The organism is Sphingobium indicum BiD32 (assembly GCF_000382885.1).
Lineage (GTDB): Bacteria > Pseudomonadota > Alphaproteobacteria > Sphingomonadales > Sphingomonadaceae > Sphingobium > Sphingobium japonicum_C.
The window spans coordinates 14139-35101 of sequence record NZ_CAVK010000141.1; the positions used below are offsets into that span (position 1 = coordinate 14139).

Genomic DNA, 20963 nt, shown 5'->3' on the forward strand with positions numbered 1-20963 from the left:
CCGTTGCGGAACGAAGCGATGAAAGGTGGGTTTTTGGCCATGAGAAGGAAAATATGGCCACCCAACCCCTCATCCATGTGGATGACAGCATCCCCGGCATTTCGCGACGCGCGCTCAAGAGCGGCTGGGGCTATTACCAGCCCGATGGCGGACGCATTGCCGACCGGGACGAGATTGGTCGGCTGAACGCCATCGCCCTGCCACCCGCCTATCGGGACTGCTGGTTCTGCCCGATGCCCCACGGCCACATATTGGCGACTGGGCATGACGAGCGGGGCCGCAAACAATATCGTTACCACCCCGATTTCCGTGCCGGGCGGGAGGCGCAGAAATATGAAGGCTGTGCCGGGTTTGGGCGCGCCCTGCCGAAATTGCGCGCGCAGTTGGAAGCGGATCTGTCACGGCGCGGACTGCGCAAGGAACGGACGATCGCGGCTGTCGTGCGGCTGCTGGATCTGGGCCGGTTGCGCATAGGCAATGAACATTATGCCACGACCAACAAGAGTTTCGGCGCGACGACGCTGCGCCGCCGCCATATGGACCTGAACGGCAAGGCGCTGACGCTGCGCTATCGCGCGAAGTCGGGCCAGCAGCATCAGGTGACGCTGACCGACAAACGGCTGCTGCGTTTCGTGCGGCAGGTGCAGGATTTGCCGGGCCAGCATCTGTTCCAATATCTGGACGAGGATGGCGACGCGCGGCCAATCACGTCGAGCGATGTGAACGCCTATATCGCGCAGGCCATGGGCGGCCCCTTCACTGCCAAGCATTTCCGCACCTGGGGCGCATCGACCATCGCCTTCGCCACGCTGGCGGCGGGTCATGTGTCGATGAAGGACATGTTGGAGCCGGTGGCGGCTGCGCTGGGCAATACGCCCGCGATCAGCCGCAAAAGCTATATCCACCCTGCCCTCATCACCCTGTGCAAGGATGGGCAGGACGCATGGCGCGCGGGGCTTCGCCTGCCGCGCCGGACACGCTATCTGTCCCGCGAGGAACGCGGACTCATCGCATTTCTCGACACTCTCGCCTGATACAGGCTAACGGGACCAGCATGGCCAACAAGACTGAACCTGCCGCAACCGCCGCAACAGTGCGCGCCCCCGATTTCGTCGAGATGTGGCGATCGACCAGCGAATGGCTGGCGGTCCATTATGTCCAGATCGCTGTCGCCATCGGCGCAGGCGTTCTGATCTACCTCGCCCTGGCGGCGCTGCGTTCCTTCGGCAAAAGGTGGCGCGGCGCCTATGGCGATCCGCTGGGCTATGCCAATGTGCTGGGCCGGGCGGTCGCCCGAACGTCCCATTTTTTCATGGTTATGGTCGCGGCCAAACTGGTCGCGGGCTATGCCGATCCGCCTGCTGCGCTGTTCAAGACCATCGCCTTTCTCTTCACCATTGCCGCCGTGTTGCAGGGCGCGATCTGGGCGCGGGAGATCATCCTGGGGCTGATCGAGCGCAAGACGCTTGCCGAAGATGGCCAGGGCGAGACGCTGGCCAACGCCATGGGCCTGATCCGCATATTGGTGACCTTTGCCCTGTTCGCGATTGCCACCATCGTCGTGCTGGACAATCTGGGCGTCAACGTCACCGGCCTGGTCGCGGGTCTGGGGATTGGCGGCATCGCCATTGGTCTGGCCGCGCAGGGGATATTTTCCGACCTGTTCGCCGCGCTCTCCATCATCTTCGACAAGCCGTTCCGGCGGGGCGAGATCATCACCTATGACCAGACGACGGCGCGGGTCGAGAAGATCGGCCTCAAAAGCACGCGGCTGCGCGCGATGAGCGGGGAGAAAAAGGTCATCTCCAACGCCAATCTCCTGCAGAAGGAAATTACCAGCCTGCAAACGCTGATCCAGCGTCGCGTGACCTTCGCCATCGGCATCATATACCAGACGCCGGAGGAGAAAGCCGAAGCGATACCGGAAATGCTGCAGGAGATTGTCGAGGCGGAAGGCTTCATCTTCGTCAATGCGGGCCTTGTTCGTTTCGGCGCAAGTTCGCTGGACTATGAGGTCAATTTCGACGTGCCGGACCCGGACAAGCACGACTATTTCCTGGCGCGGCACCGCATGGGGCTGGCGATCTGGAAACGGTTCAATGCCGAAGGAATCGAGTTCGCCTATCCGACCCAGACCAGCTTCACCGCTGCGCCGGATGGGCGCACAATCATGCCCTACCCCGATGTGCAGCCGGTGCGCCAGGCCTGACGCCGCTCATTCGCCCATGCCCCACAGGTTGCCGGGCTGGAGCAGCCCATCGTCCAGCGCCAGAGCGCCGTCGCGATCCCGCGCCAGCAGGAGCGCGCCGTCAAGGTCGATCCAGTCGGCACCCTGCGCCACCAGCGCGGCCGGGGCGATGCCCAGCGAGGTGCCGAGCATACAGCCGACCATGACCCGGAACCCCCGCTCCCGCGCTGCCTGACGCAGTACCAGCGCCTCGGTCAGGCCGCCTGCCTTGTCCAGCTTGATGTTCACCGCATCAAAGTCACCAAGCCGATCAAGGTCCGCGCTGGTGTGGCAGCTTTCGTCGGCACAAAGCGGCAGCGGCGCGCGCACCCCGGCCAGCGCCGCCTCCCGGCCATGGATAACCGGTTGCTCGACCATTTCGACACCAAGGTCCGCCAGCGCCTGCGCCTCTGCCGCAATATCCAGATCATGCCAGCTTTCATTGGCATCGACGATCAGTCGCGCGTCGGGCGCACCCGCGCGCACGGCGGCGATGCGCGCCCGGTCACCCTCCCCGGTCAGTTTGCATTTGAGCAGGGCAAAACCGCGCCCGGCCGCCGTACGGGCGGCCGCCTCCATGGTCGCGGGATCGCCCAGGCTGATGGTGAAGGCAGTGGGCAACGGCGCGGGCGCACTCAGCCCGGCGAGTTGCCAGACCGGCACGTCTGCGCGCTTCGCCTCCAGATCCCAGAGCGCACAGTCGAGCGCATTGCGCGCCGCGCCGCGCGGCATCTGCGTCAGCAGCGCCTGCCGGTCGAGCGGCCCGGCATAGGCGCGGATCGCCGCCGCGCAGCCTTCCGCCGTCTCGCCCTCATAATAGATCGCCGTCCCCTCGCCCCGGCCGACATGGGTGCCATCGCCCACGGTGCAGACCACCACGTCCACGTCCGTCTTGGCCCCGCGACTGATGATGAACGCGCCGGCAACCGGCCAGCGTTCGACGGTTGCGGACAGAAGATGGATCATCACTGGCTCCAATGGCGTGAAACGATCGACCGCCTATGCGCGAAAGTCGCGCGTGCCACCAGTCCCCGCCCCATTGAGGCTTGGCGGGCAGCCTGCTAAGCGCCGCGCATGGAGGACAACCCCACCCCGTCGCCGCGCGCCAGCGCCCGTCCCGCGCTTGGCAGCCTCGCCATGTTGTGGATGTTCGCCAAACGCTATCCGGGGCGGATCGCGGGCGCGCTGGCCGCGCTGATCGTGTCGTCGATGGCGACGCTGGGCATCCCCAGCGGCTTCCGGCTGGTGATCGACCGGGGCTTCATGGGCGGGGGCGATATCAGCCGCTGGTTTGAATATCTGCTGCTGATCGTCATCATATTGGCGATCGCGAGTGCGCTGCGCTTTTACTTCGTATCCTGGCTGGGCGAGCGGGTCGTTGCCGATATTCGCAGCGCGACCCAGGCCAATCTGCTGCGGCAGGCGCCCCGTTTCTTCGAGGAAAACCGCCCGTCCGAGATCGCGTCGCGGATGACCGCCGATACCGCTGTGGTCGAACAGGTGGTCGGATCGACCGTGTCGATCGCGCTGCGCAATCTGGTGACCGGGGTTGGTGGCCTCATCTATCTCTTTGCGCTGGCCCCCAAGCTGGCGGCGATGCTGCTGCTGGGCATCCCGATCATCCTGCTGGTGCTGGTCAGCCTGGGCCGCAAGGTGCGCAGCCTGTCGCGCGCGAGTCAGGACCGGCTCGCCGATGTCGGCAGCGTCACCAACGAAGTGCTGGCGGCGATGAAGATCGTCCAGGCGTTCGGGCAGGAAGCGCGGGAGGCGGCGCGCTTCGACGCGACGGTCGAAAGCGGGTTCGGCACCGCGCGGCGGCGCATCCGGCTGCGCGCGATCATGACGGCGGTGGTGATATCACTGGTGTTCGGATCGATCACCGCGGTGATGTGGCAGGGCGCGCTCGATGTAGCGGCAGGCGAGCTGTCGGGGGGGAGCATTGCGGCGTTCGTGCTGACCGGCGGGCTGGTTGCGGGGGCATTCGGGTCGCTCTCCGAAAGCTGGGGCGATCTGCTGCGCGGCGCAGGCGCGGCAAGCCGTTTGCAAGAGTTGATGACGGCCACGCCGGATATTTTGCCGCCCGTCAGTCCCAAGGTCATTCCGCCCGCGGCGCATGGCGCGCGGCTGACATTTGAGGATGTGCATTTTCATTACCCAACGCGGCCCGATCAGGCCGCGCTCAATGGCGTGTCGATCGACGTTGCGCCGGGTGAGACGGTTGCGGTCGTCGGGCCTTCGGGCGCGGGCAAATCGACGCTGATCCAGCTGGCGTTGCGATTCTACGATCCCGCATCGGGCACGATCCGGCTGAACGGTGTGCCCTTGCCGCAGGCGGATCCGGCCGCTTTGCGCGCGATGATGGCGATGGTGCCGCAGGACAGTGTGATCTTCGCCGCGTCGGCTCGCGACAATCTGCGCTATGGCCGGTGGGACGCGACCGACGATCAGATTTGGGACGCGGCCCGTGCCGCCAATGCCGAAGCTTTTCTGCGCGCCCTGCCGCAGGGGTTGGACAGTCCGATGGGGGAAGCGGGAACGCGCCTGTCGGGCGGACAACGGCAAAGGCTCTCGATCGCACGGGCGCTGTTACGCGATGCGCCGATCCTGCTGCTGGATGAGGCGACATCGGCGCTCGACGCGGAATCTGAACGGCTGGTGCAGGATGCGCTTGGCCGACTGATGCAGGGGCGCACCACAATCGTCATCGCCCACCGGCTGGCGACGGTGCGCGCCGCAGGCCGGATCATCGTGCTGGACGAAGGGCGGATCGTGGAACAGGGCGATCATGCCGCCCTGGTCGCGCAGGGTGGTCTCTATGCTCGCCTGGCAAGCCTGCAATTTCAGGACGCGCCGCTAGCCTGACCTTTGGGCATTGCCGCTCAGACGAACGCCGATCCGCTGCTCAGCTTGATGATATGATCAAGAATCGCGGGATGGAGCGGGCGCTCGAAGGCGCAGCCTGCCTCATGCGCGCGCGACCACAGGACGCGGGCGCGACGCCCCTCGAAGCCGGGGAGCATGACCCATAATTCACTGCCGCTGGTCAGCTTCATGAAGCTCTGAAGGCGAAAGCCGGTGACCGACACGTCGGCGATGCGGCTGTTGAACCAGGTTTCGCCGGGACGACGCACACGCACGCTGATCTGCACATAGCTGCGCTCGGCGAGCCGTGCCTTTCGATCCAAATCAGTCTGTCGTTCGGCGCTCATCGCTCGCTATCGCCCGTCCTTCATTGGCAATATCGGCGATCGACGTAAGCAAAGGGTTAAGAGTCCTTCTCGAAATGCAAGAATGTGCGGATTTCAGTTGCCGCACCAGCGGCGCGGACAAAAAAAGGGCCGCCCGAAGGCGACCCTGGAAAAATCGGCAATATCGAAATTCCGATCCCGCCCTGCCCGCCTGAAAAAACGGGAAGTCCTGACACAAACCGGCAGGCGCGGGCAATCAGCGTTTAGAAATTGCCATATTGTTCGTTGCCGACGAAGCCCAGCTTCGTCACGCCCGCACGCTTGATCTCCGCCAGCACCTCATCAACGGTGACATAACGGGTCTGCGCGTTCGGCTGGAACTGAAGTTCCGGCTCGACCGGCAGACGCAGCGACTGCTGCAGATATTGACGCAGGGTCAGCAGATCGATTGCCGAACCGTTCCAGGTGATGATCCCGGCCTGGTCGATGGCAACCTTGTTCTTCACCGGATCGATCGGGCTATCCGTCGGCGGTGCGCTCTGCGGCAGGTCGATCTTGACCGCGTGGGTCTGGATCGGAATCGTGATGATGAACATGATGAGGAGAACGAGCATGACGTCGATCAACGGCGTCGTGTTCATTTCCATCATCGGTTCGCCTTCATCGGAACCCATGCTCATGGCCATAGCGAAATCTCCTTAATCAGCCGGTCAGAGGCGCTGCGTCGTCGAGCCGGGTTCCGGCTCGGAGATGAAGCCCACCTTGGGGAAACCGGCGCGCTGCATCGTGTAGATCGTACCACCGATGCACCGGTAGGGGGTGTTGATGTCGCCACGGATATGCACTTCGGGCATGTCTTCCGGCGTCATATTCTCGACACCGCCTGCCTTTTTGATATCCGCTTCCAGCTTCGCAACGGCCCGGTTGAGCAGATCGCTGGAATCGACCTGGGTCATGTTCCAGAAAACAGCGCAGCTGCCATCCGACCCGGTCGTGACCGAGAGAGAGACATTTTCGGGCTTCGTCGTGGTCGGCTCGAACGCCACCTTGGGAAGTTGCAGATCGACCGTCTGGACGACGACCGGGACCGCGATGAGAAAGATGATGAGCAACACCAGCATGACGTCGACGAGCGGCGTCGTGTTGATGTCGGACAACGGTTTGTCGTCACCGCCGCCGGGGCCAACACTCATTGCCATTGATAATATCCTAACATTGGTGTCGATGGCGCCTCAGCATCGCGAGGCCCATGGTCGGCGGGGAACCGGGAGGTCGCAGCGGCCACCCGGTTCCCGCGCCGGCATCTCAAGACAATCAGGCCTTGGTCGGCGCAGCAACCGGCTTGGCAGCAGGTGCGGCGGGAGCCGAAGCAACGCTGGGCTTAACCGCGCCGTTCGACACCAGATAGGCCAGCAGATCGACCGTGAAGCCGTTAAGCTGTTCGGCGATCGACTTGTTGCGGCGCTGAAGGAAGTTGTAGGCGAGCACTGCGGGAACGGCCACGGCCAGACCCAGGGCGGTCATGATGAGCGCTTCACCGACGGGACCGGCGACCGCGTCGATCGAAGCCTGACCGGCTGCACCGATCTTGATCAGCGCGCGATAGATGCCGATAACCGTACCGAACAGACCGATGAACGGCGAGGTCGAACCCACGGTTGCGAGGAAAGCGAGACCACCGCCGAGCGACGAGTTGATCGCAGCTTCCGAACGGCCCAGCGAACCGTGCAGCCAGTCATGCGCTTCGACCGGATCGGTCAGCTTGGTATGTTCTTCCTGCGCCTTGATGCCGTCATCGACGATCTGCTTGTAGGCGGAGTTCTTTTCCAGCTTGGCCGCGCCTTCCTTGATGTTGGCAGCGCGCCAGAAGGTCGCACGGACCTTTTTACCCTGGTTGATCACCTTCTGCTGTTCGATCAGCTTGGTGAACAGGACATAGAAAGTGCCGACCGACATGCCGCACAGGATGAGGAACACGGTCCAGGCGATCGTGCCGCCCTGTTCCAGAGCTTCCATAAGGCCATAGGGGTTTTCCGGCTTCGGCGCCGCAGCTGCGAGATACATCAACATGTTCAAGACTTCCCTCTCAATGAGATCAAGCTAGAGCAAGGCGGCGCCGGGCGCGCACCTTGCCCGTTTGGATTATTCCGGCAGACGCCAGGTGATACGGCCATTGTAGGTATCGGGCATTTCCGCACCATCAGAACCCTTGGCCGGCTTGAACCGCGCACGGCGCGGCAGCAGGCGGCAGGTCGCCTCATCGAGATCCGAGTGACCGGTCGAGGAGGTGATGGTGCAGTCGGTCACCCGACCATCGGCACCGATTTGCAGGCGGAACCCTGCCGTACCAGAACGTTCTTCACGCTGGGCGCGGCTCGGATAATCCGCGTCGCTGAGCCAGCTGCCAGGCGAACTGCGCGGGGTAGCGCGGCTTGCGGCGACAGGCGGCGGCGGTGGGGCCGGGGGCGGCGGCGGAGCAGCGACCGGAACCGGGTTGAACACCGGAGGTGGCGTCCGAACAACGGTCATGGTCGGCGCAGGCGCCGGGGTCTGCACGATCGGCGGCGGGGCAACGACCGGTGGCGGCTCGACCGGCTGGTCTGGCGGCGGCGGTGGCGGCTCCTCGTCCGGTGGTGGTGGCTCTTCCTTCACGTCGATCACGTTCAGCTGTTCTGCCGCCTTTTTGACATATTTCATGCCAAGACCGGTGACGAAGGCATAGCCGAGAACAGCGTGAATCAGGGCGACGATGATGATCGAGACAGTCCGACTCGATCCTTGCGAGTGGTCAGCATAGGCCATTCGGCAACGACACTCCTTAACTCATCTTACCAGTGGTTTATACAAATCAGCCAAAAACGACCCAAGCCGACCGGGCTACCCCGGCCACCTTCGGCCCCTGTCCGTCCAATTGCTACCGTGCAAACTCCTATCGCGGCACATCGTGGCACGCAAACGCTTTATCGATATGTTCATTTGCGGTTACCATTTCATAGCGGAATGACTTGCCTGTGACATCCTTGCCACGAGCCGAAAACATAGGACGAAGCTGATCATGAAATCCACCACCCTGCTGCAACGGCTCGCACTGCCATGCCTCATTTCAGCCGCAAATATCCCGGTTTTCCCTGCTTTAGCGCAACAATCGCCCGTGGCAGCGCAATCGCGGGCCGCGACTGCGGGCCTGTCCTATGCCGACATTGTCGACCTAGCGGACAATGCGCCGCTCGTGGCCCATGTGCGAATCCGCAACATCATTGTTTTGAAGCCCGAACAGGCCGGGGACGTCCCGACTGGCCATAAACGGCTGTTTCTGGAGGGCGATGTGACGGGGCTGATTCGCGGAGACGCGGGCATCAGCCCCCTTGTCAGCTGGCTGTACGACGCCCCGATCGATGCGCGCGGCAAATTGCCCAAGCTAAAGAAAGCACAGCTCATCCTGTTCGCGCGGCCCGGCAGCCGCCCTGGCCAGATCCAGCTGGTAGCCCGCGACGCGCAAATCCCCGCCACAGCTATCGAAATTGACAGGGTGAAGGGGATATTGTCCGCTCTGGTCGCGCGCGACGCCCCGCCGCGCATCCTGGGGCTGGGCGATGCCTTCCATGTCGCGGGCACGGTGGCGGGCGAAGGGGAGACGCAGATTTTTCTGCGGACGGAGAATGGCGATCCGGTGTCGCTCTCGATTCTCCGGCGACCGGGCCAGGCACCCCGCTGGGCGGTGGCACTGGGCGAAATCGTCGATGAAGCGGCGCGTCCGCCCGTTCCGGGCAGCCTTTTATGGTATCGCCTTGCCTGCACGCTGCCCCCTGCCCTGCCCGCCCGCGCGGTGCGCACGCTATCGGTACAAGATGCCGAAGCCGCACGCGCCGACTATCGGGTGGTGATCGATGCACTGGGACCGTGCGGTCGGACGCGGACGCCCGCCTGATACAGCTTTTGCTTGGACGGGGGCGCACCTGTCGCTATCAGCGCGGGCTTCATCATCTGCGCCGATTATAGAGAAAGACGTCCCATGACCAATCTGCACCGCCATGCCCCGCTGCGCGTCGCGCTCGTCGGCCTCGGCACGGTGGGCGGGGGCGTCATCCGACTGCTCAACACCAATGGCGACCTGATCGCCCGACGCGCGGGTTGCCCGATCCAGGTCGTCGCCATTTCCGCGCGCGACCGGAACAAGGATCGCGGTGTCGATCTGTCCCCCTATGAATGGGTGGATGATATGAACAGCCTGGCCACCCGCGACGACATTGACGTGGTGGTCGAACTGATCGGCGGATCGGACGGCCCGGCGCTGACGCTGGCGCGGCAATGCCTGAATGCTGGCAAGCCCTTCGTCACCGCGAACAAGGCGATGCTGGCCCATCATGGCCTCGACCTTGCCCGCCTGGCCGAAAAGGGCGGCATCGCGCTCAAATATGAAGCCGCCGTCGCGGGCGGCATCCCCGTGATCAAGGGGATGCGCGAAGGCGCCGCCGCCAACGAGATTTCGCGCGTCTATGGCATCCTCAACGGCACCTGCAATTACATCCTGACGACGATGGAGAAGGAAGGCCGGGGCTTTGACGAAGTGCTGAAGGAAGCACAGGAGCTGGGCTATGCCGAGGCCGATCCGAGTTTCGACATTGACGGCGTGGATGCAGCCCACAAGCTGACCATTCTTGCAAGCCTTGCGTTCGGCACCGAACTGGATTTCGCCGCAGTCGCGACCACCGGCATCCGCCACGTCATCGCTGCCGACATTGCCGAGGCAGCCGCGCTGGGTTTCCGCATCCGGCTGGTCGGCATGGCGCAAAATAGCGCGGATGGGCTGTTCCAGCGGGTCCACCCGATGCTGGTGCCGCTCGACCACCCCCTCGCCCATGTCGATGGATCGCTGAACGCCGTCGTGGCGGAAGGCAATTTCGTCGGCCGCCTCTTCTTCCAGGGGCGCGGTGCAGGTGATGGCCCGACGGCTTCGGCGGTGGTCGCCGACCTGATCGACGTGGCGCGTGACGAATATGGCGACGCCTTCGCGATGCCGGTCGCGGCGCTGACGCCGCAGAACACCGCCGACGCGGGCGCGCGGGTGGGCCGCACCTATCTGCGCTTCATGGTGCAGGACCGCCCCGGCGTGCTGGCCGAGATCGCCGCTGCCACCCGCGACGCGGGCGTATCGATCGAAAGCATGATCCAGCGCGGCGCGCATCAGGAGGATGGCGTGCTGGTCGCGATTGTCACCCATGCAGGGGAGGAGCGCTGCATCCGCGACACGCTGGAGCGACTCGCCGGATCGGAAAGCCTGCTTGGCACGCCTATGGTGATGCATATTCTGGATTGAGCGGCGCTAATGCTGCCCAGCGGCCTGAAAGCGATCGGGCAGCGGCGGTGGCGGGGCAAGGTCGGCGTCGGGATCGATGATCGCGGTCACGCTCTTGCCCACAACATCCGCCACCTTGAACACGGACAGGCCGCCGACGCACCCTGTCCCCTGCCCGCCAATCACGCCGCAACTGCCCTGCCGTACTGCCGCCGCCGAAGCGCGCGGCGCATCCCCCCGCACGATCCCGTTGTTTTGCGCCGGGTCGCGCGGCAAGGGTAGGCGTTCGCGGGCATTGCGTTCGGCCCGATTGCCGCACACGACAATCGCATTGCCGCTGCGGTCGCACGGTTTAACCACCTGCGTCTTGGCACGATAGGCAGTCATCAGTTCATCTTCGGCGGCGCGCGCTGTTCCAGGCAGTAGCAGGAGGAGGCTGGCCAAGGCTTTCATTGCTTTGCCTATCCATCATGCAATCATGGCTGCATGATGACCAACGACCTTCCCCGCTCGACAAGGACGGGGCAACGGCCTATCCGCTCTGCCCATAAGAAAAGGCAGAGGAATGAAGATGGTACAGGCAAGTTCGACGCTGGATCGCGTGTTGGTGCTGGAAATGGTCCGCGTCACGGAAGCGGCGGCCATTGCGGCGTCGAAGCTGATCGGCCGGGGCGATGAAAAGGCCGCCGACGCCGCCGCTGTCGAGGCGATGCGGCTGGCCTTTAACGATCTCTATATGGATGGCACCGTCGTCATCGGTGAGGGCGAGCGCGACGAGGCGCCGATGCTCTATATCGGCGAGAAGGTCGGCAATGCGATTGGCACCGGGCCGAAGATCGACATCGCGCTCGACCCGCTGGAAGGCACCACCATCACTGCCAAGGCCGGGCCGAACGCGCTCGCCGTGCTGGCCATTTCCGAAGAAGGCGGACTGCTCAACGCACCCGACGTCTATATGGACAAGCTGGCGGTGGGACCGGGCTATCCCGACGGGGTGATCGACCTGAGCCGGTCAGCGAAGGAGAATGTCGAGGCCGTAGCTGCCGCCAAGGGGGTGGAGCCGTCCGACATCATCGTGTGCGTGCTGGACCGGCCGCGCCACGAGAAATTGATCGCGGAGTTGCGGGCGATTGGCTGCGGCATCATGCTGATCCCCGATGGCGATGTGGCGGGGGTGATCGCGACCACCGACCCCGAAACCACGATCGACATCTATATGGGATCGGGTGGCGCGCCCGAAGGCGTGCTGGCCTGCGCCGCGCTCCGCTGCGTCGGTGGGCAGTTCAAGGGACGCCTGCTGTTTCGCAACGAGGATGAGAAGCAGCGCGCCCGCAAATGGGGCATCACCGATCTCGACAAGATTTATGACCTGAAGGAGCTGGCCAAGGGTGACTGCATCTTCGCCGCCACCGGGGTCACTGACGGATCATTGCTCGACGGAGTCAAGCGGCTGCCGGGCGGCAAGCTGACGACCGAAAGCGTGGTGATGCGCGCCAGCACAGGCACGGTGCGCTGGGTGAAGGGCGAACATCGGCTGAGCCACAAGCCGCTTTGAGCGACAGCGAGCTGGACATAATGAAAGGGAGCCAACTGGCTCCCTTTTTTTGTGGGCCTAGCGCCCGGCGCGGTGGTTGAGATCATGCCCCAGCGCCAGGATGCCAACGCCGATCAGCGTATAGACGCTTTCCTGCCAGCCATGGTCCATGGTCAGTGCGCCCGCCATCACGCCCAGCCCCAGCGATCCGATCGCGGCCGGCATCATGAAGCGGTGGACCATCGCGCCATGGCCGAGCGCGATCGCGCCGAGCAGGATGGCCAGCACCAGTCCCGCCTCATGGAAGATCGGGCTTTCAAAGATGCCACCGGCTGTTGCCAGCAGACCCAGCACGACGGCGGTGACGAAGCAGTGCGCCAGACACAGGCCCGACAGCGCGATCGCAAAGCGATCGAGGCGGCCGGACAACAGAAAGTGGCGAAGGGACTGCGACATGCTGGCTGCTACATAGGCCAGCCGATCATAAGTTACAACATATCATGAGATGTTTTTGTGGACGGGCACCAACCTGCCCTCCATTGCGCCTAAGCCGCCAGACGCAGGCAGTTGCGGCCGCTATGCTTGGCGCGATAGAGCGCCTTGTCCGCCGCTTCGAGCATCGCCGATCGTGTCGATTCGCCGTCCAGTTTGACCAGACCCGCGCTGAACGTGACGGATATCGCTTCGCCCCCCGCCTCCCCCACCGGGATCGGATCGACCATGCGGGCGCGCAGCCGTTCGCAGATCATGCTGGCACGATCAATGTCGCTGTCGACGAGCAATATTGCAAATTCCTCGCCACCCAGGCGACCAATGCTGTCGATATTCCGCAGCCCCGGCCGCAACCGTTCGACAAAGGCGCTGAGCACCCGGTCGCCCGCGCCATGGCCGTACCGGTCGTTCACCGCCTTGAAATGGTCGATGTCGATCAAAAGCAGGCAGGACCGCGCGCCCTGACGCGCGCGCAGGATTTCTGCTTCCAACTTGTCGAGGAAGGCACGGCGACTGTCCGCGCCGGTCAGCGAATCGCGCGCGGCGACCTGTTGCAGCGCCTGCTGGCGCGCCTTGTGCCGTGACATGTCGCGAATCATGCTGACGACGCCGCTGGGAATGCCGCGTTCGTCCACCACGGCGCGGCTTACCATTTCGCACCATTGCAGGTCGCCATCGGACACAAGGGAGCGGAATTCCACGGTGTGACTTACACCGGGATGTGTCAGCGCGCGGCGGTGGGTGGCGATGACGAGCGCACGGTCCTGCGGATCGACCAGATTGGCGGCGGACTGGCCGATCAGCAGTTCCGGCGCGCAGCCAATCTGTTCGGCGGCCGAGGGTGAAGCATAATGGATGATACCGTCCACGCTGATGTTGAGGACCACATCGCCGCTATGTTCGGCAATGGCGCGATAGCGCGCCTCGCTATCCTGCAACATCAGGAACAGGCGGCGGCGGCTATTCAGTTCCGCCGCGACCAACATGCTCATCAGGAAGCTGAGGGCGAGGTAGAACTGAAAATATTGGACCCGCATACCCGTCGAGCCGGACAGCATGGTCATCGGGCCAACGCCTTGCAGGGTCGCCACCCCGCCGATGACCGCCAGAATGATGATGGAGGCCGCCGCCCCCATCTGCCCAGTGCGGAAAGCGATCAGGACCAGCGGCAAGAGCGACGCGAACAGCAACGGATAGCGCGCCCAGAAGAAGATATGGACGATAACCAGCGCGAACAGCGTCAGCAGCACGACCATCTCGACCTTCGCCCGCACCGGCGTATCGCGTAGCCAGCGGCCACATTCGCCCTGCAAGAACAGGATCAGGATCGGCGCGAAGGTCAGTCCGCCCAGCACATGGCCGCTATACCATTGCAGCCAGGACGAACCAAAGGGCACCGGCGTCAGGAACGACGCGACCGTCGCCGCCATGGCGCCGGCGATCACATTGGCAACGCCGCACAGGGCGATGATGAACACCACAAGCGGGCGAATCGCCCCGATGATCCGGCGATCCGGCACGAATCGGCGGCAGATGATCGCCACGATCAGCGATTCGACGATATTGATCGCAGCCATGGGGATGGCGGCGAGCGGCCCCATGCCGAACAAGGCGGTGGCCACAGCGCTGGCTATGGCGCAGGCGATGATGGCGCGCGGCCAGTCGCGGGTGCGTGACGTGAGTAGTTCAGCCATCAGGAAGGCGTTGGCGCACCAGATGAAGGCCAGTCCCCCTTCAAAGCGGGAGAGCAGCAGCGCCAGCGTCGCCACGACGAAGTAAACGCTGCCGGTGATGACCGGCGCGAATATCGAGGAGGAGTGACGAAGAGCGGACCGCTGCATGTTGGCAAGGATGCTAGCGCGGCATCCTTAATATTTGCTCACCATCCATCCGCAATGGATGGAAAAGTCATGCAAAAACCCCGGCGCCTGAACGCCGGGGTTAAGTCCCGCAAACCTTAGCCTAAACGTCAGGCCGAGGCGTCCGAGAGCAGTTGGTCGGTAGGCGCGGAGATGGATGGATTGCGATCCTTGACCGTCGCACGCGCGGCCCGCACGCCCGCGCCATAATCGGGATGGACCTGATCGAAGAGCTTGCACTGACGTTCCTCGATAAAGTCGGGAATATCGCCCATGGCCGCGGCGATATTGGCAAAAAGCCGCTGCCTTTCGCCAGGGTCGAACAGCTCGAACAGGGCGCGGGGCTGGCTGAAATCGTCATTACCCTCGCGATGGTTCCACCGGTCCGCATCGCCCGAAATTCTAAGAGGCGGCTCAAGGAACTTGTTGTCCTCTACCGGACCGCCAAAGCTGTTCGGTTCATAATAGGCCGCCGGGTTGGGATTGTTGGGGGTGAAGCGCATCGCCCCGTCCTTGTGATAATGGTGGACCGGGCATTTGGGGGCATTGACCGGCAGCGCTTCATAATGGGTGCCGATGCGGTGGCGGTGCGCGTCGGCATAGCTGAAGATGCGCGCCTGGAGCATCTTGTCGGGCGAAAAGCCGATGCCCGGCACGATGTTCGACGGCGACGTCGCCAATTGCTCGATCTCCGCGAAATAATTGTCGGCGTTGCGGTTCAACTCCATCACGCCGATGTCGATCGGCGGATAGTCTGCATGCGGCCACACCTTTGTCAGGTCGAAGGGATTGTAGGGCGTCTTGTCGGCTTCCAGCTCCGGCATGATCTGGACCTGCACCTTCCATTTGGGGAAGTCGCCCTGCTCGATTGCCTCGAACAGATCCTCCTGCGTCGATTCGCGGGTGCGGCCCACGACCTGTGCCGCTTCCTCGTTGGTCCAGTGCTTGTGACCCTGCATCGTCTTGAAGTGGAATTTGACCCAGAAACGCTCATTGGCGTCGTTGATCAGGCTGAACGTGTGACTGCCATAGCCGTTGATGTGGCGCACGTCGGTGGGCAGGCCGCGGTCGGACATCAGGATCGTCACCTGATGCAGCGATTCAGGGCTGAGCGACCAGAAGTCCCACATCGCCGTGGGCGAACGCAAATTGGTGCGCGGGTGGCGCTTTTGCGTGTGAATGAAATCGGGGAATTTCAGCGGATCGCGCACGAAAAAGACCGGGGTGTTGTTGCCGACCAGATCCCAATTGCCTTCGGGCGTGTAGAATTTCATGGCAAAGCCGCGCACGTCGCGTTCGGCATCGGCCGCGCCCGCTTCGCCAGCGACGGTGGAAAAGCGCAGGATCATCGGCGTCTGCGCGCCCGGTTGCAGTACCTTCGCCTTGGTATAGGCGCTGATATCGCCGGTGATGGTCAGCGTGCCATGCGCCCCCCAGCCCTTGGCATGGACGACGCGCTCCGGGATGCGTTCGCGATTCTGGTGGGCCAGCTTTTCGAGCAGCTGATAATCCTGCAACAGCAGCGGGCCGCGCGGGCCAGCGCTCAGGCTGTTCTGATTGTCAGCGATCGGTGCTCCGCCGCTGGTCGTCATTATCGGCTTATCAGCCATGATCATCCTCCTCGTCTTGCGAATGGAGAAAGGATAGGCCGCAATCTTGTTCCGGTGAAATTAATTAAAACATGCTGACTGATCGAATTTTACAGTCAGTCCGCCACTGTGATGGTCAAGCCTTTTCCAGCGTGCATTGTAGCGGATGCTGGTTTTGCCGGGCGAAATCCATCACCTGATTGACCTTGGTTTCCGCCACTTCATAACTGAAAATGCCACACACGCCCACGCCGCGCTGGTGGACGTGGAGCATCACGCGAGTCGCCTGCTCCATGTCCATGCGGAAGAATTGCTGGAGAACGTGCACGACGAATTCCATCGGCGTGTAATCGTCATTGAGCATCAGCACCTTGTAGAGCGACGGCTTTTTAGTGCGCGTGCGGGTGCGCGTGGCGATGCCGACGCTGGGACCGGTGCCATCGCCCGGATCGTCGCGATCCTCCCCCGTCATCGTCACGGGGATCATCGATGCTGTCAAAATGCTGGTCATGATGGTCGAGAATATGGCGATTTGTCGGCGCATGGCAAGGGGTCGGCCAAGGCTTGGTGCGTGGTAACCATCTATTTTGCGGACAGCAAAAGGGCGCGCCCTCCGATATGGAGAGCGCGCCCCTGATGCAGTGCGTCCGATCGCTCAGGCGGCGAGCGACTTCACCTTGTCGGTGACCAGGGTCACGCGGGCGGTCAGTGGGCTGGCGACGTCACCGGCCAGCTTCATCATCGCTTCGCTGCTCTTGGCGGCTTCCTTGGTGAAATCGTCGAAGCTGCTCGAAAACAGCTGGCTCTGCAGCTGGAAGAATTCGGTCGGCGTCTTGATGGTCGAGAAGGTCTTGAACGAGGCAGTCGCCTTCTCGAAGCTCTTGCGGCTGTAATCGACGGCTTCCTGACCCAGCGTTTCCATGCCCTTGGCCGCAATCTTGCCGGATTCGACGAGCGCTTCGACATTGCCCTTGGCCAGGTCGCTCAGCTCTTCGATCGCCTTGGTCGACTTTTCGACGCCGACCTTCGCCTTCTCGTTAAAGTCGGCATAGACGGTTTCCATCTTGGCCTTGGCGTCTTCAGCGAATTTTTTGCCGGTTTCGATCACGTCGTTCATCGTCTTGGTTCCTTCTATGGCGGACAGCGTCTTGATTGCGAACGATTCGGCCTGCTTGGGCAGGCTCTTTGTCATTTCGGGTTCGGGCGAAGATTCCTGTGGCGCAGCGGCGACAGGCTCCTCCACCATGGGCGCGGGCACCACGGGTTCGGGTGTCGTGACAGGCGCGACTTCGGCGACCGGTTCGGGCACCAGTTCAGGTTCCGGCGCGGCATCGACAGCGGTGGTGGCCGCAACGATCGCCGCCGGGTTCGCATCAATCGCCTTCACGCTTGATGCCGTCGCCTTGCGCGCGGTCGGTTTCTTGGCAGGCGGCGCGATCGCCGCTTCGGAAGCCTTGAGCACTTCACTGGCCGACAGGGTCGTCGACGCGCTTTTGGTGCGCGGTGCGCTGCGTCCGGTCTTGGGTGTAACGGCCATGGACTTTTCTCCATTTGTTGCACTGCACAATAATCATTTCGCAATCGGATTGCAAGACTTATTGTGCAGTGCAACAAAATCGTCACAGGGCCGGACGTGGAGAATCGCAAGGGCTAGAAAAGGCAGGATTAACGCCCCTTTACGTAGCGTCCTGGAGCATCTTCTATTGCCTTGAGCCGACCTTTGCCCGGCTGGCGCGCGCCCTTTGCCGGGACGGTGCGCGAATCGAGTCGCTCAATCCAGGCGCGCCAGTCCGGCCACCAGCTGCCCTTGGTTTCCTGCGCGGCGGCAAGGAAAGCGTCGAGCGTCGGCTGACTGTCGTCACAAGCCCAATATTGATATTTTTGCGCCGCCGGAGGATTGATGACCCCGGCGATATGCCCCGATCCTGCGAGCAGGAAGCGGATCGGCCCCGACAGATTTTCGGTCAGCTTCCACACGCTTTCCAGCGGGGCGATATGGTCCTCCCGCCCGGCCTGGACATAGGCGGGGGTCATGATCCTTTTGAGATCAATCGGCGTGCCATCGACCGTGATCGCGCCCGGCACCACCAGCAGATTGTCGCGATAGAGCTGGGTCAGATAATCCTTGTGCCAGCGCGCGGGCAGGTTGGTGGTGTCGCCATTCCAGTAAAGCAGGTCGAACGGCGGATAATCCTGTCCCAACAGGTAATTATTGACGACATAGCTCCAGATCAGGTCGCGGCCGCGCAACAGGTTGAAGGTCAGCGCCATGTAGCGCCCGTCCAGAAACCCCTTGGACGACAGCTGGTCGACCAGCTTCATCTGTTCATCGTCGATGAACAGGGTCAGGTCGCCCGCCTTGCTGAAATCGACCTGGGCGGTGAAGAAGGTCGCGCTCGCCACCTTGTCCGCCTGTCCCCGCGCCGCCAGCAGTGCCAGCGTCGCCGCCAGCGTGGTGCCCGCGACGCAATAGCCGATCGTGTGGACGCTCGGCACCTTGAGCAGATCGCGCACCGTGTCGATCGCGTCGATCTGCCCACGCAGGATATAATCGTCCCAGACCAGATCCTTCATCGTGGCGTCAGCCGACTTCCATGAGACCAGAAACACGCTGATTCCCTGATCCACCGCCCATTTGACGAAGCTTTTCTGCGGCGACAGGTCGAGGATGTAGAAGCGGTTGATCCATGGCGGAAAGATGATCAGCGGGGTCGCCAGCACATCGGGCGTCGATGGCGTATAATGGATCAGCTGGTAGAGCGGGGTTTCGTGAATCACCTTGCCCGGCGTCGCGGCGATGTTTCGCCCCAGCTCGAACTGGGTGCCGTCAGTATGGGTAAGCTGGCCCTTTTCCAGATCGGCCAGCATATGTTGCAAGCCCTTGACCAGATTTTCGCCACCGCTCTGGATCGTCTTTTCCATAACCGTCGGGTTGGTCAGCGGGAAGTTGGAGGGCGAGAGCGCATCGAGCATTCCGCTGGTCGCAAAGCGCAGCTTGGCCTTCTGCTTGGGGTCCACGCCATCGACCGCATCGGCCAGTTGCAGCATATAGTCCGAGACGAGCAGATAGGACTGCCGGATCAGGTCGTAAAAGGGGTGCTGGGTCCAGGCCGGATCGGCAAAGCGCCTGTCCTTGCGCGCAGCCGGGCTGTCAGCGGGGGCCGGTTCGGGATGATCGCGGAACATGCCGCCCGAATCGAGGAATCGCTGCCACATCGCCAGCCCTTCGTCGGCAAAGCCCGACTGGATGCGCGCCACCGCTTCGGGTGAGAAAGGCAAGGTCTGGCCCGCCGCGCCCGCCGCCTGCTCCAGCATCAGTTGCTGGGCCTGGCCTATCGCCTGCGTCCATTGCTGCATCTGTTCCAGCGTGGGCAGATGTGGCTCCATGATGTCGCTATTTTCCATGGCCACCCTGCTCCTCCTGGCATTGTTTCTATGCGCCGCTTTCTCTGGCGCGTCGCCATCGGGCCGGTTATAGCCAGATTGTGACGCGGTAACGGCGCGTCGCGCACTATTCCCTACCGCGAGCTTTCAGGAAAGCCCCGAAAATGTCTGAAGAATTCTACCGCATGAAACGCCTGCCCCCCTATGTCATCGCCGAAGTGAACGCGATGCGGGCGGCCGCGCGCGCGGCGGGAGAGGATATTATCGATCTGGGCATGGGCAATCCCGACCTGCCGCCGCCGCCGCATGTCATCGACAAGCTGGTCGAAGTGGCGCGCAAGCCCGACGCGCATGGCTATTCCCAGTCCAAGGGGATTCCCGGCCTTCGCAAGGCGCAGGCCAATTATTATGGCCGCCGTTTCGGCGTCGACGTCGACCCGGAAACCGAAGTCGTCGTGACCATGGGGTCCAAGGAAGGCCTGGCCAGCCTTGCCACCGCCATCACCGCGCCGGGCGATGTCGTTCTGGCGCCCAACCCCAGCTACCCGATCCATATGTTCGGCTTCATTCTGGCAGGCGCGACGATCCGGTCGGTGCCGACCACGCCCGACGACAATTATTTCCGCTCGCTCGACCGCGCCATGGCCTTCACCGTGCCGCGCCCGTCGATCCTGGTGGTCAATTATCCGTCCAACCCGACGGCCGAGACGGTCGATCTGGCCTTTTACGAGCGGCTGGTCGCCTGGGCGAAGGAGAATAAGGTCTGGGTTCTGTCCGACCTTGCCTATTCCGAGCTTTATTATGACGGCAACCCAACCCCCTCCATTTTGCAGGTGCCGGGCGCGAAGGATATTGCGATCGAGTTCACCTCGCTCAGCAAGACCTATTCGATGGCGGGCTGGCGGATCGGTTTTGCGGTCGGCAACAAGCAATTGATCGCGGCGATGAGCCGGGTGAAATCCTATCTGGATTATGGCGCGTTCACGCCGATTCAGGCGGCCGCCTGCGCCGCGCTCAACGGGCCGCAGGACATCGTCGCGAAGAACCGCGAACTGTATCACAAGCGCCGCGACGTGCTGGTGGAGAGTTTCGGCCGCGCTGGGTGGGACATTCCCGCCCCGCCCGCGTCCATGTTCGCCTGGGCACCGTTGCCGCCCGCGCTCAAGGAGATGGGCAGTCTGGAATTTTCCAAGCAATTGCTGACCCATGCCAAGGTCGCGGTCGCGCCGGGCGTGGGCTATGGCGAGGATGGCGAAGGCTATGTCCGCATCGCCATGGTGGAGAATGAGCAGCGATTGCGGCAGGCAGCCCGCAACGTGAAGAAATATCTCCAGTCGATGGGCGTCAATACGCCGGCCAAGGGTGCGGCCTGAGTTATCGACCGGATCAGGCGG

At 63.0% G+C, this 20963-nt stretch carries 20 protein-coding genes; 7 read left to right on the top strand and 13 right to left on the bottom strand.

Annotated elements, in window-relative coordinates:
* Positions 1 to 53 precede the first annotated feature (53 nt).
* Positions 54 to 1034 (top strand): DNA topoisomerase IB, encoded by a 981-nt coding sequence (locus EBBID32_RS13895; protein ID WP_006959111.1) that lies wholly within the window; start codon positions 54 to 56, stop codon positions 1032 to 1034.
* Between the two features lie 20 nt (positions 1035 to 1054).
* Positions 1055 to 2209: a mechanosensitive ion channel family protein gene (locus tag EBBID32_RS13900; protein WP_006959113.1), complete on the top strand. Its 1155-nt coding sequence runs from the start codon at positions 1055 to 1057 to the stop codon at positions 2207 to 2209.
* Between the two features lie 6 nt (positions 2210 to 2215).
* On the opposite strand, the gene dgcA is transcribed toward EBBID32_RS13900, so the two are convergent.
* A complete protein-coding gene (gene dgcA / locus EBBID32_RS13905) occupies positions 2216 to 3193 on the bottom strand; it encodes an N-acetyl-D-Glu racemase DgcA (RefSeq protein WP_006959115.1) in 978 nt (325 codons plus the stop codon).
* A 108-nt stretch (positions 3194 to 3301) separates the two neighbouring features.
* Between dgcA and EBBID32_RS13910 the strand changes: the two genes are divergently transcribed.
* Positions 3302 to 5089, top strand: a complete 1788-nt coding sequence (locus tag EBBID32_RS13910; RefSeq protein WP_006959118.1) for an ABC transporter transmembrane domain-containing protein — start codon at positions 3302 to 3304, stop codon at positions 5087 to 5089.
* 17 nt (positions 5090 to 5106) lie between these two features.
* Here the strand turns inward: EBBID32_RS13910 and EBBID32_RS13915 are convergent, their stop codons facing one another.
* The 5 genes from EBBID32_RS13915 to EBBID32_RS13935 all read right to left on the bottom strand — a co-directional run bounded on the left by EBBID32_RS13915 (position 5107) and on the right by EBBID32_RS13935 (position 8217).
* Complete coding sequence (locus EBBID32_RS13915; protein WP_006959120.1) at positions 5107 to 5436, bottom strand: PilZ domain-containing protein; 330 nt, start codon at positions 5434 to 5436, stop codon at positions 5107 to 5109.
* A gap of 242 nt (positions 5437 to 5678) precedes the next feature.
* On the bottom strand, positions 5679 to 6101 hold the full coding sequence (locus EBBID32_RS13920; protein WP_006959125.1) for an ExbD/TolR family protein: 423 nt from the start codon (positions 6099 to 6101) through the stop codon (positions 5679 to 5681).
* A 24-nt stretch (positions 6102 to 6125) separates the two neighbouring features.
* Entirely contained in the window at positions 6126 to 6614 is a 489-nt protein-coding gene (locus EBBID32_RS13925; protein ID WP_006959126.1) for an ExbD/TolR family protein, read from the bottom strand.
* Positions 6615 to 6729: 115 nt separating this feature from the next.
* Positions 6730 to 7485 (bottom strand): MotA/TolQ/ExbB proton channel family protein, encoded by a 756-nt coding sequence (locus EBBID32_RS13930; protein WP_006959129.1) that lies wholly within the window; start codon positions 7483 to 7485, stop codon positions 6730 to 6732.
* Between the two features lie 72 nt (positions 7486 to 7557).
* Positions 7558 to 8217: an energy transducer TonB gene (locus EBBID32_RS13935; RefSeq protein ID WP_006959131.1), complete on the bottom strand. Its 660-nt coding sequence runs from the start codon at positions 8215 to 8217 to the stop codon at positions 7558 to 7560.
* Between the two features lie 253 nt (positions 8218 to 8470).
* Between EBBID32_RS13935 and EBBID32_RS13940 the strand changes: the two genes are divergently transcribed.
* Positions 8471 to 9343 carry a hypothetical protein gene (locus EBBID32_RS13940; protein WP_006959134.1) on the top strand — a complete coding sequence of 291 codons (873 nt, stop codon included), beginning with the start codon at positions 8471 to 8473 and terminating at the stop codon, positions 9341 to 9343.
* Positions 9344 to 9427: 84 nt separating this feature from the next.
* Positions 9428 to 10732: a homoserine dehydrogenase gene (locus tag EBBID32_RS13945; protein WP_006959136.1), complete on the top strand. Its 1305-nt coding sequence runs from the start codon at positions 9428 to 9430 to the stop codon at positions 10730 to 10732.
* A 6-nt stretch (positions 10733 to 10738) separates the two neighbouring features.
* On the opposite strand, the gene EBBID32_RS13950 is transcribed toward EBBID32_RS13945, so the two are convergent.
* A complete protein-coding gene (locus tag EBBID32_RS13950) occupies positions 10739 to 11098 on the bottom strand; it encodes a hypothetical protein (protein WP_231382202.1) in 360 nt (119 codons plus the stop codon).
* 184 nt (positions 11099 to 11282) lie between these two features.
* Between EBBID32_RS13950 and glpX the strand changes: the two genes are divergently transcribed.
* Positions 11283 to 12266 (top strand): class II fructose-bisphosphatase, encoded by a 984-nt coding sequence (gene glpX / locus EBBID32_RS13955; RefSeq protein WP_037490835.1) that lies wholly within the window; start codon positions 11283 to 11285, stop codon positions 12264 to 12266.
* A gap of 57 nt (positions 12267 to 12323) precedes the next feature.
* Here glpX and EBBID32_RS13960 read toward each other — a convergent pair whose 3' ends face one another.
* The 6 genes from EBBID32_RS13960 to EBBID32_RS13985 form a co-directional block, all read right to left on the bottom strand.
* Entirely contained in the window at positions 12324 to 12701 is a 378-nt protein-coding gene (locus tag EBBID32_RS13960) for a MerC domain-containing protein (protein ID WP_006959143.1), read from the bottom strand.
* 89 nt (positions 12702 to 12790) lie between these two features.
* Positions 12791 to 14578: a sensor domain-containing diguanylate cyclase gene (locus tag EBBID32_RS13965; protein ID WP_006959146.1), complete on the bottom strand. Its 1788-nt coding sequence runs from the start codon at positions 14576 to 14578 to the stop codon at positions 12791 to 12793.
* 128 nt (positions 14579 to 14706) lie between these two features.
* Positions 14707 to 16206 carry a catalase gene (locus EBBID32_RS13970; protein ID WP_006959148.1) on the bottom strand — a complete coding sequence of 500 codons (1500 nt, stop codon included), beginning with the start codon at positions 16204 to 16206 and terminating at the stop codon, positions 14707 to 14709.
* A gap of 115 nt (positions 16207 to 16321) precedes the next feature.
* Positions 16322 to 16729: an ATP-dependent Clp protease adapter ClpS gene (gene clpS / locus EBBID32_RS13975; protein WP_006959150.1), complete on the bottom strand. Its 408-nt coding sequence runs from the start codon at positions 16727 to 16729 to the stop codon at positions 16322 to 16324.
* A 111-nt stretch (positions 16730 to 16840) separates the two neighbouring features.
* Positions 16841 to 17722: a phasin family protein gene (locus EBBID32_RS13980; protein WP_006959151.1), complete on the bottom strand. Its 882-nt coding sequence runs from the start codon at positions 17720 to 17722 to the stop codon at positions 16841 to 16843.
* A gap of 128 nt (positions 17723 to 17850) precedes the next feature.
* The gene (locus EBBID32_RS13985; protein WP_006959153.1) at positions 17851 to 19590 is read right to left on the bottom strand and encodes a PHA/PHB synthase family protein; all 1740 of its coding nucleotides are present in this window, start codon (positions 19588 to 19590) and stop codon (positions 17851 to 17853) included.
* Positions 19591 to 19733: 143 nt separating this feature from the next.
* Between EBBID32_RS13985 and EBBID32_RS13990 the strand changes: the two genes are divergently transcribed.
* Positions 19734 to 20942 carry an LL-diaminopimelate aminotransferase gene (locus EBBID32_RS13990; protein ID WP_006959154.1) on the top strand — a complete coding sequence of 403 codons (1209 nt, stop codon included), beginning with the start codon at positions 19734 to 19736 and terminating at the stop codon, positions 20940 to 20942.
* The last annotated feature ends 21 nt before the right edge of the window (positions 20943 to 20963 follow it).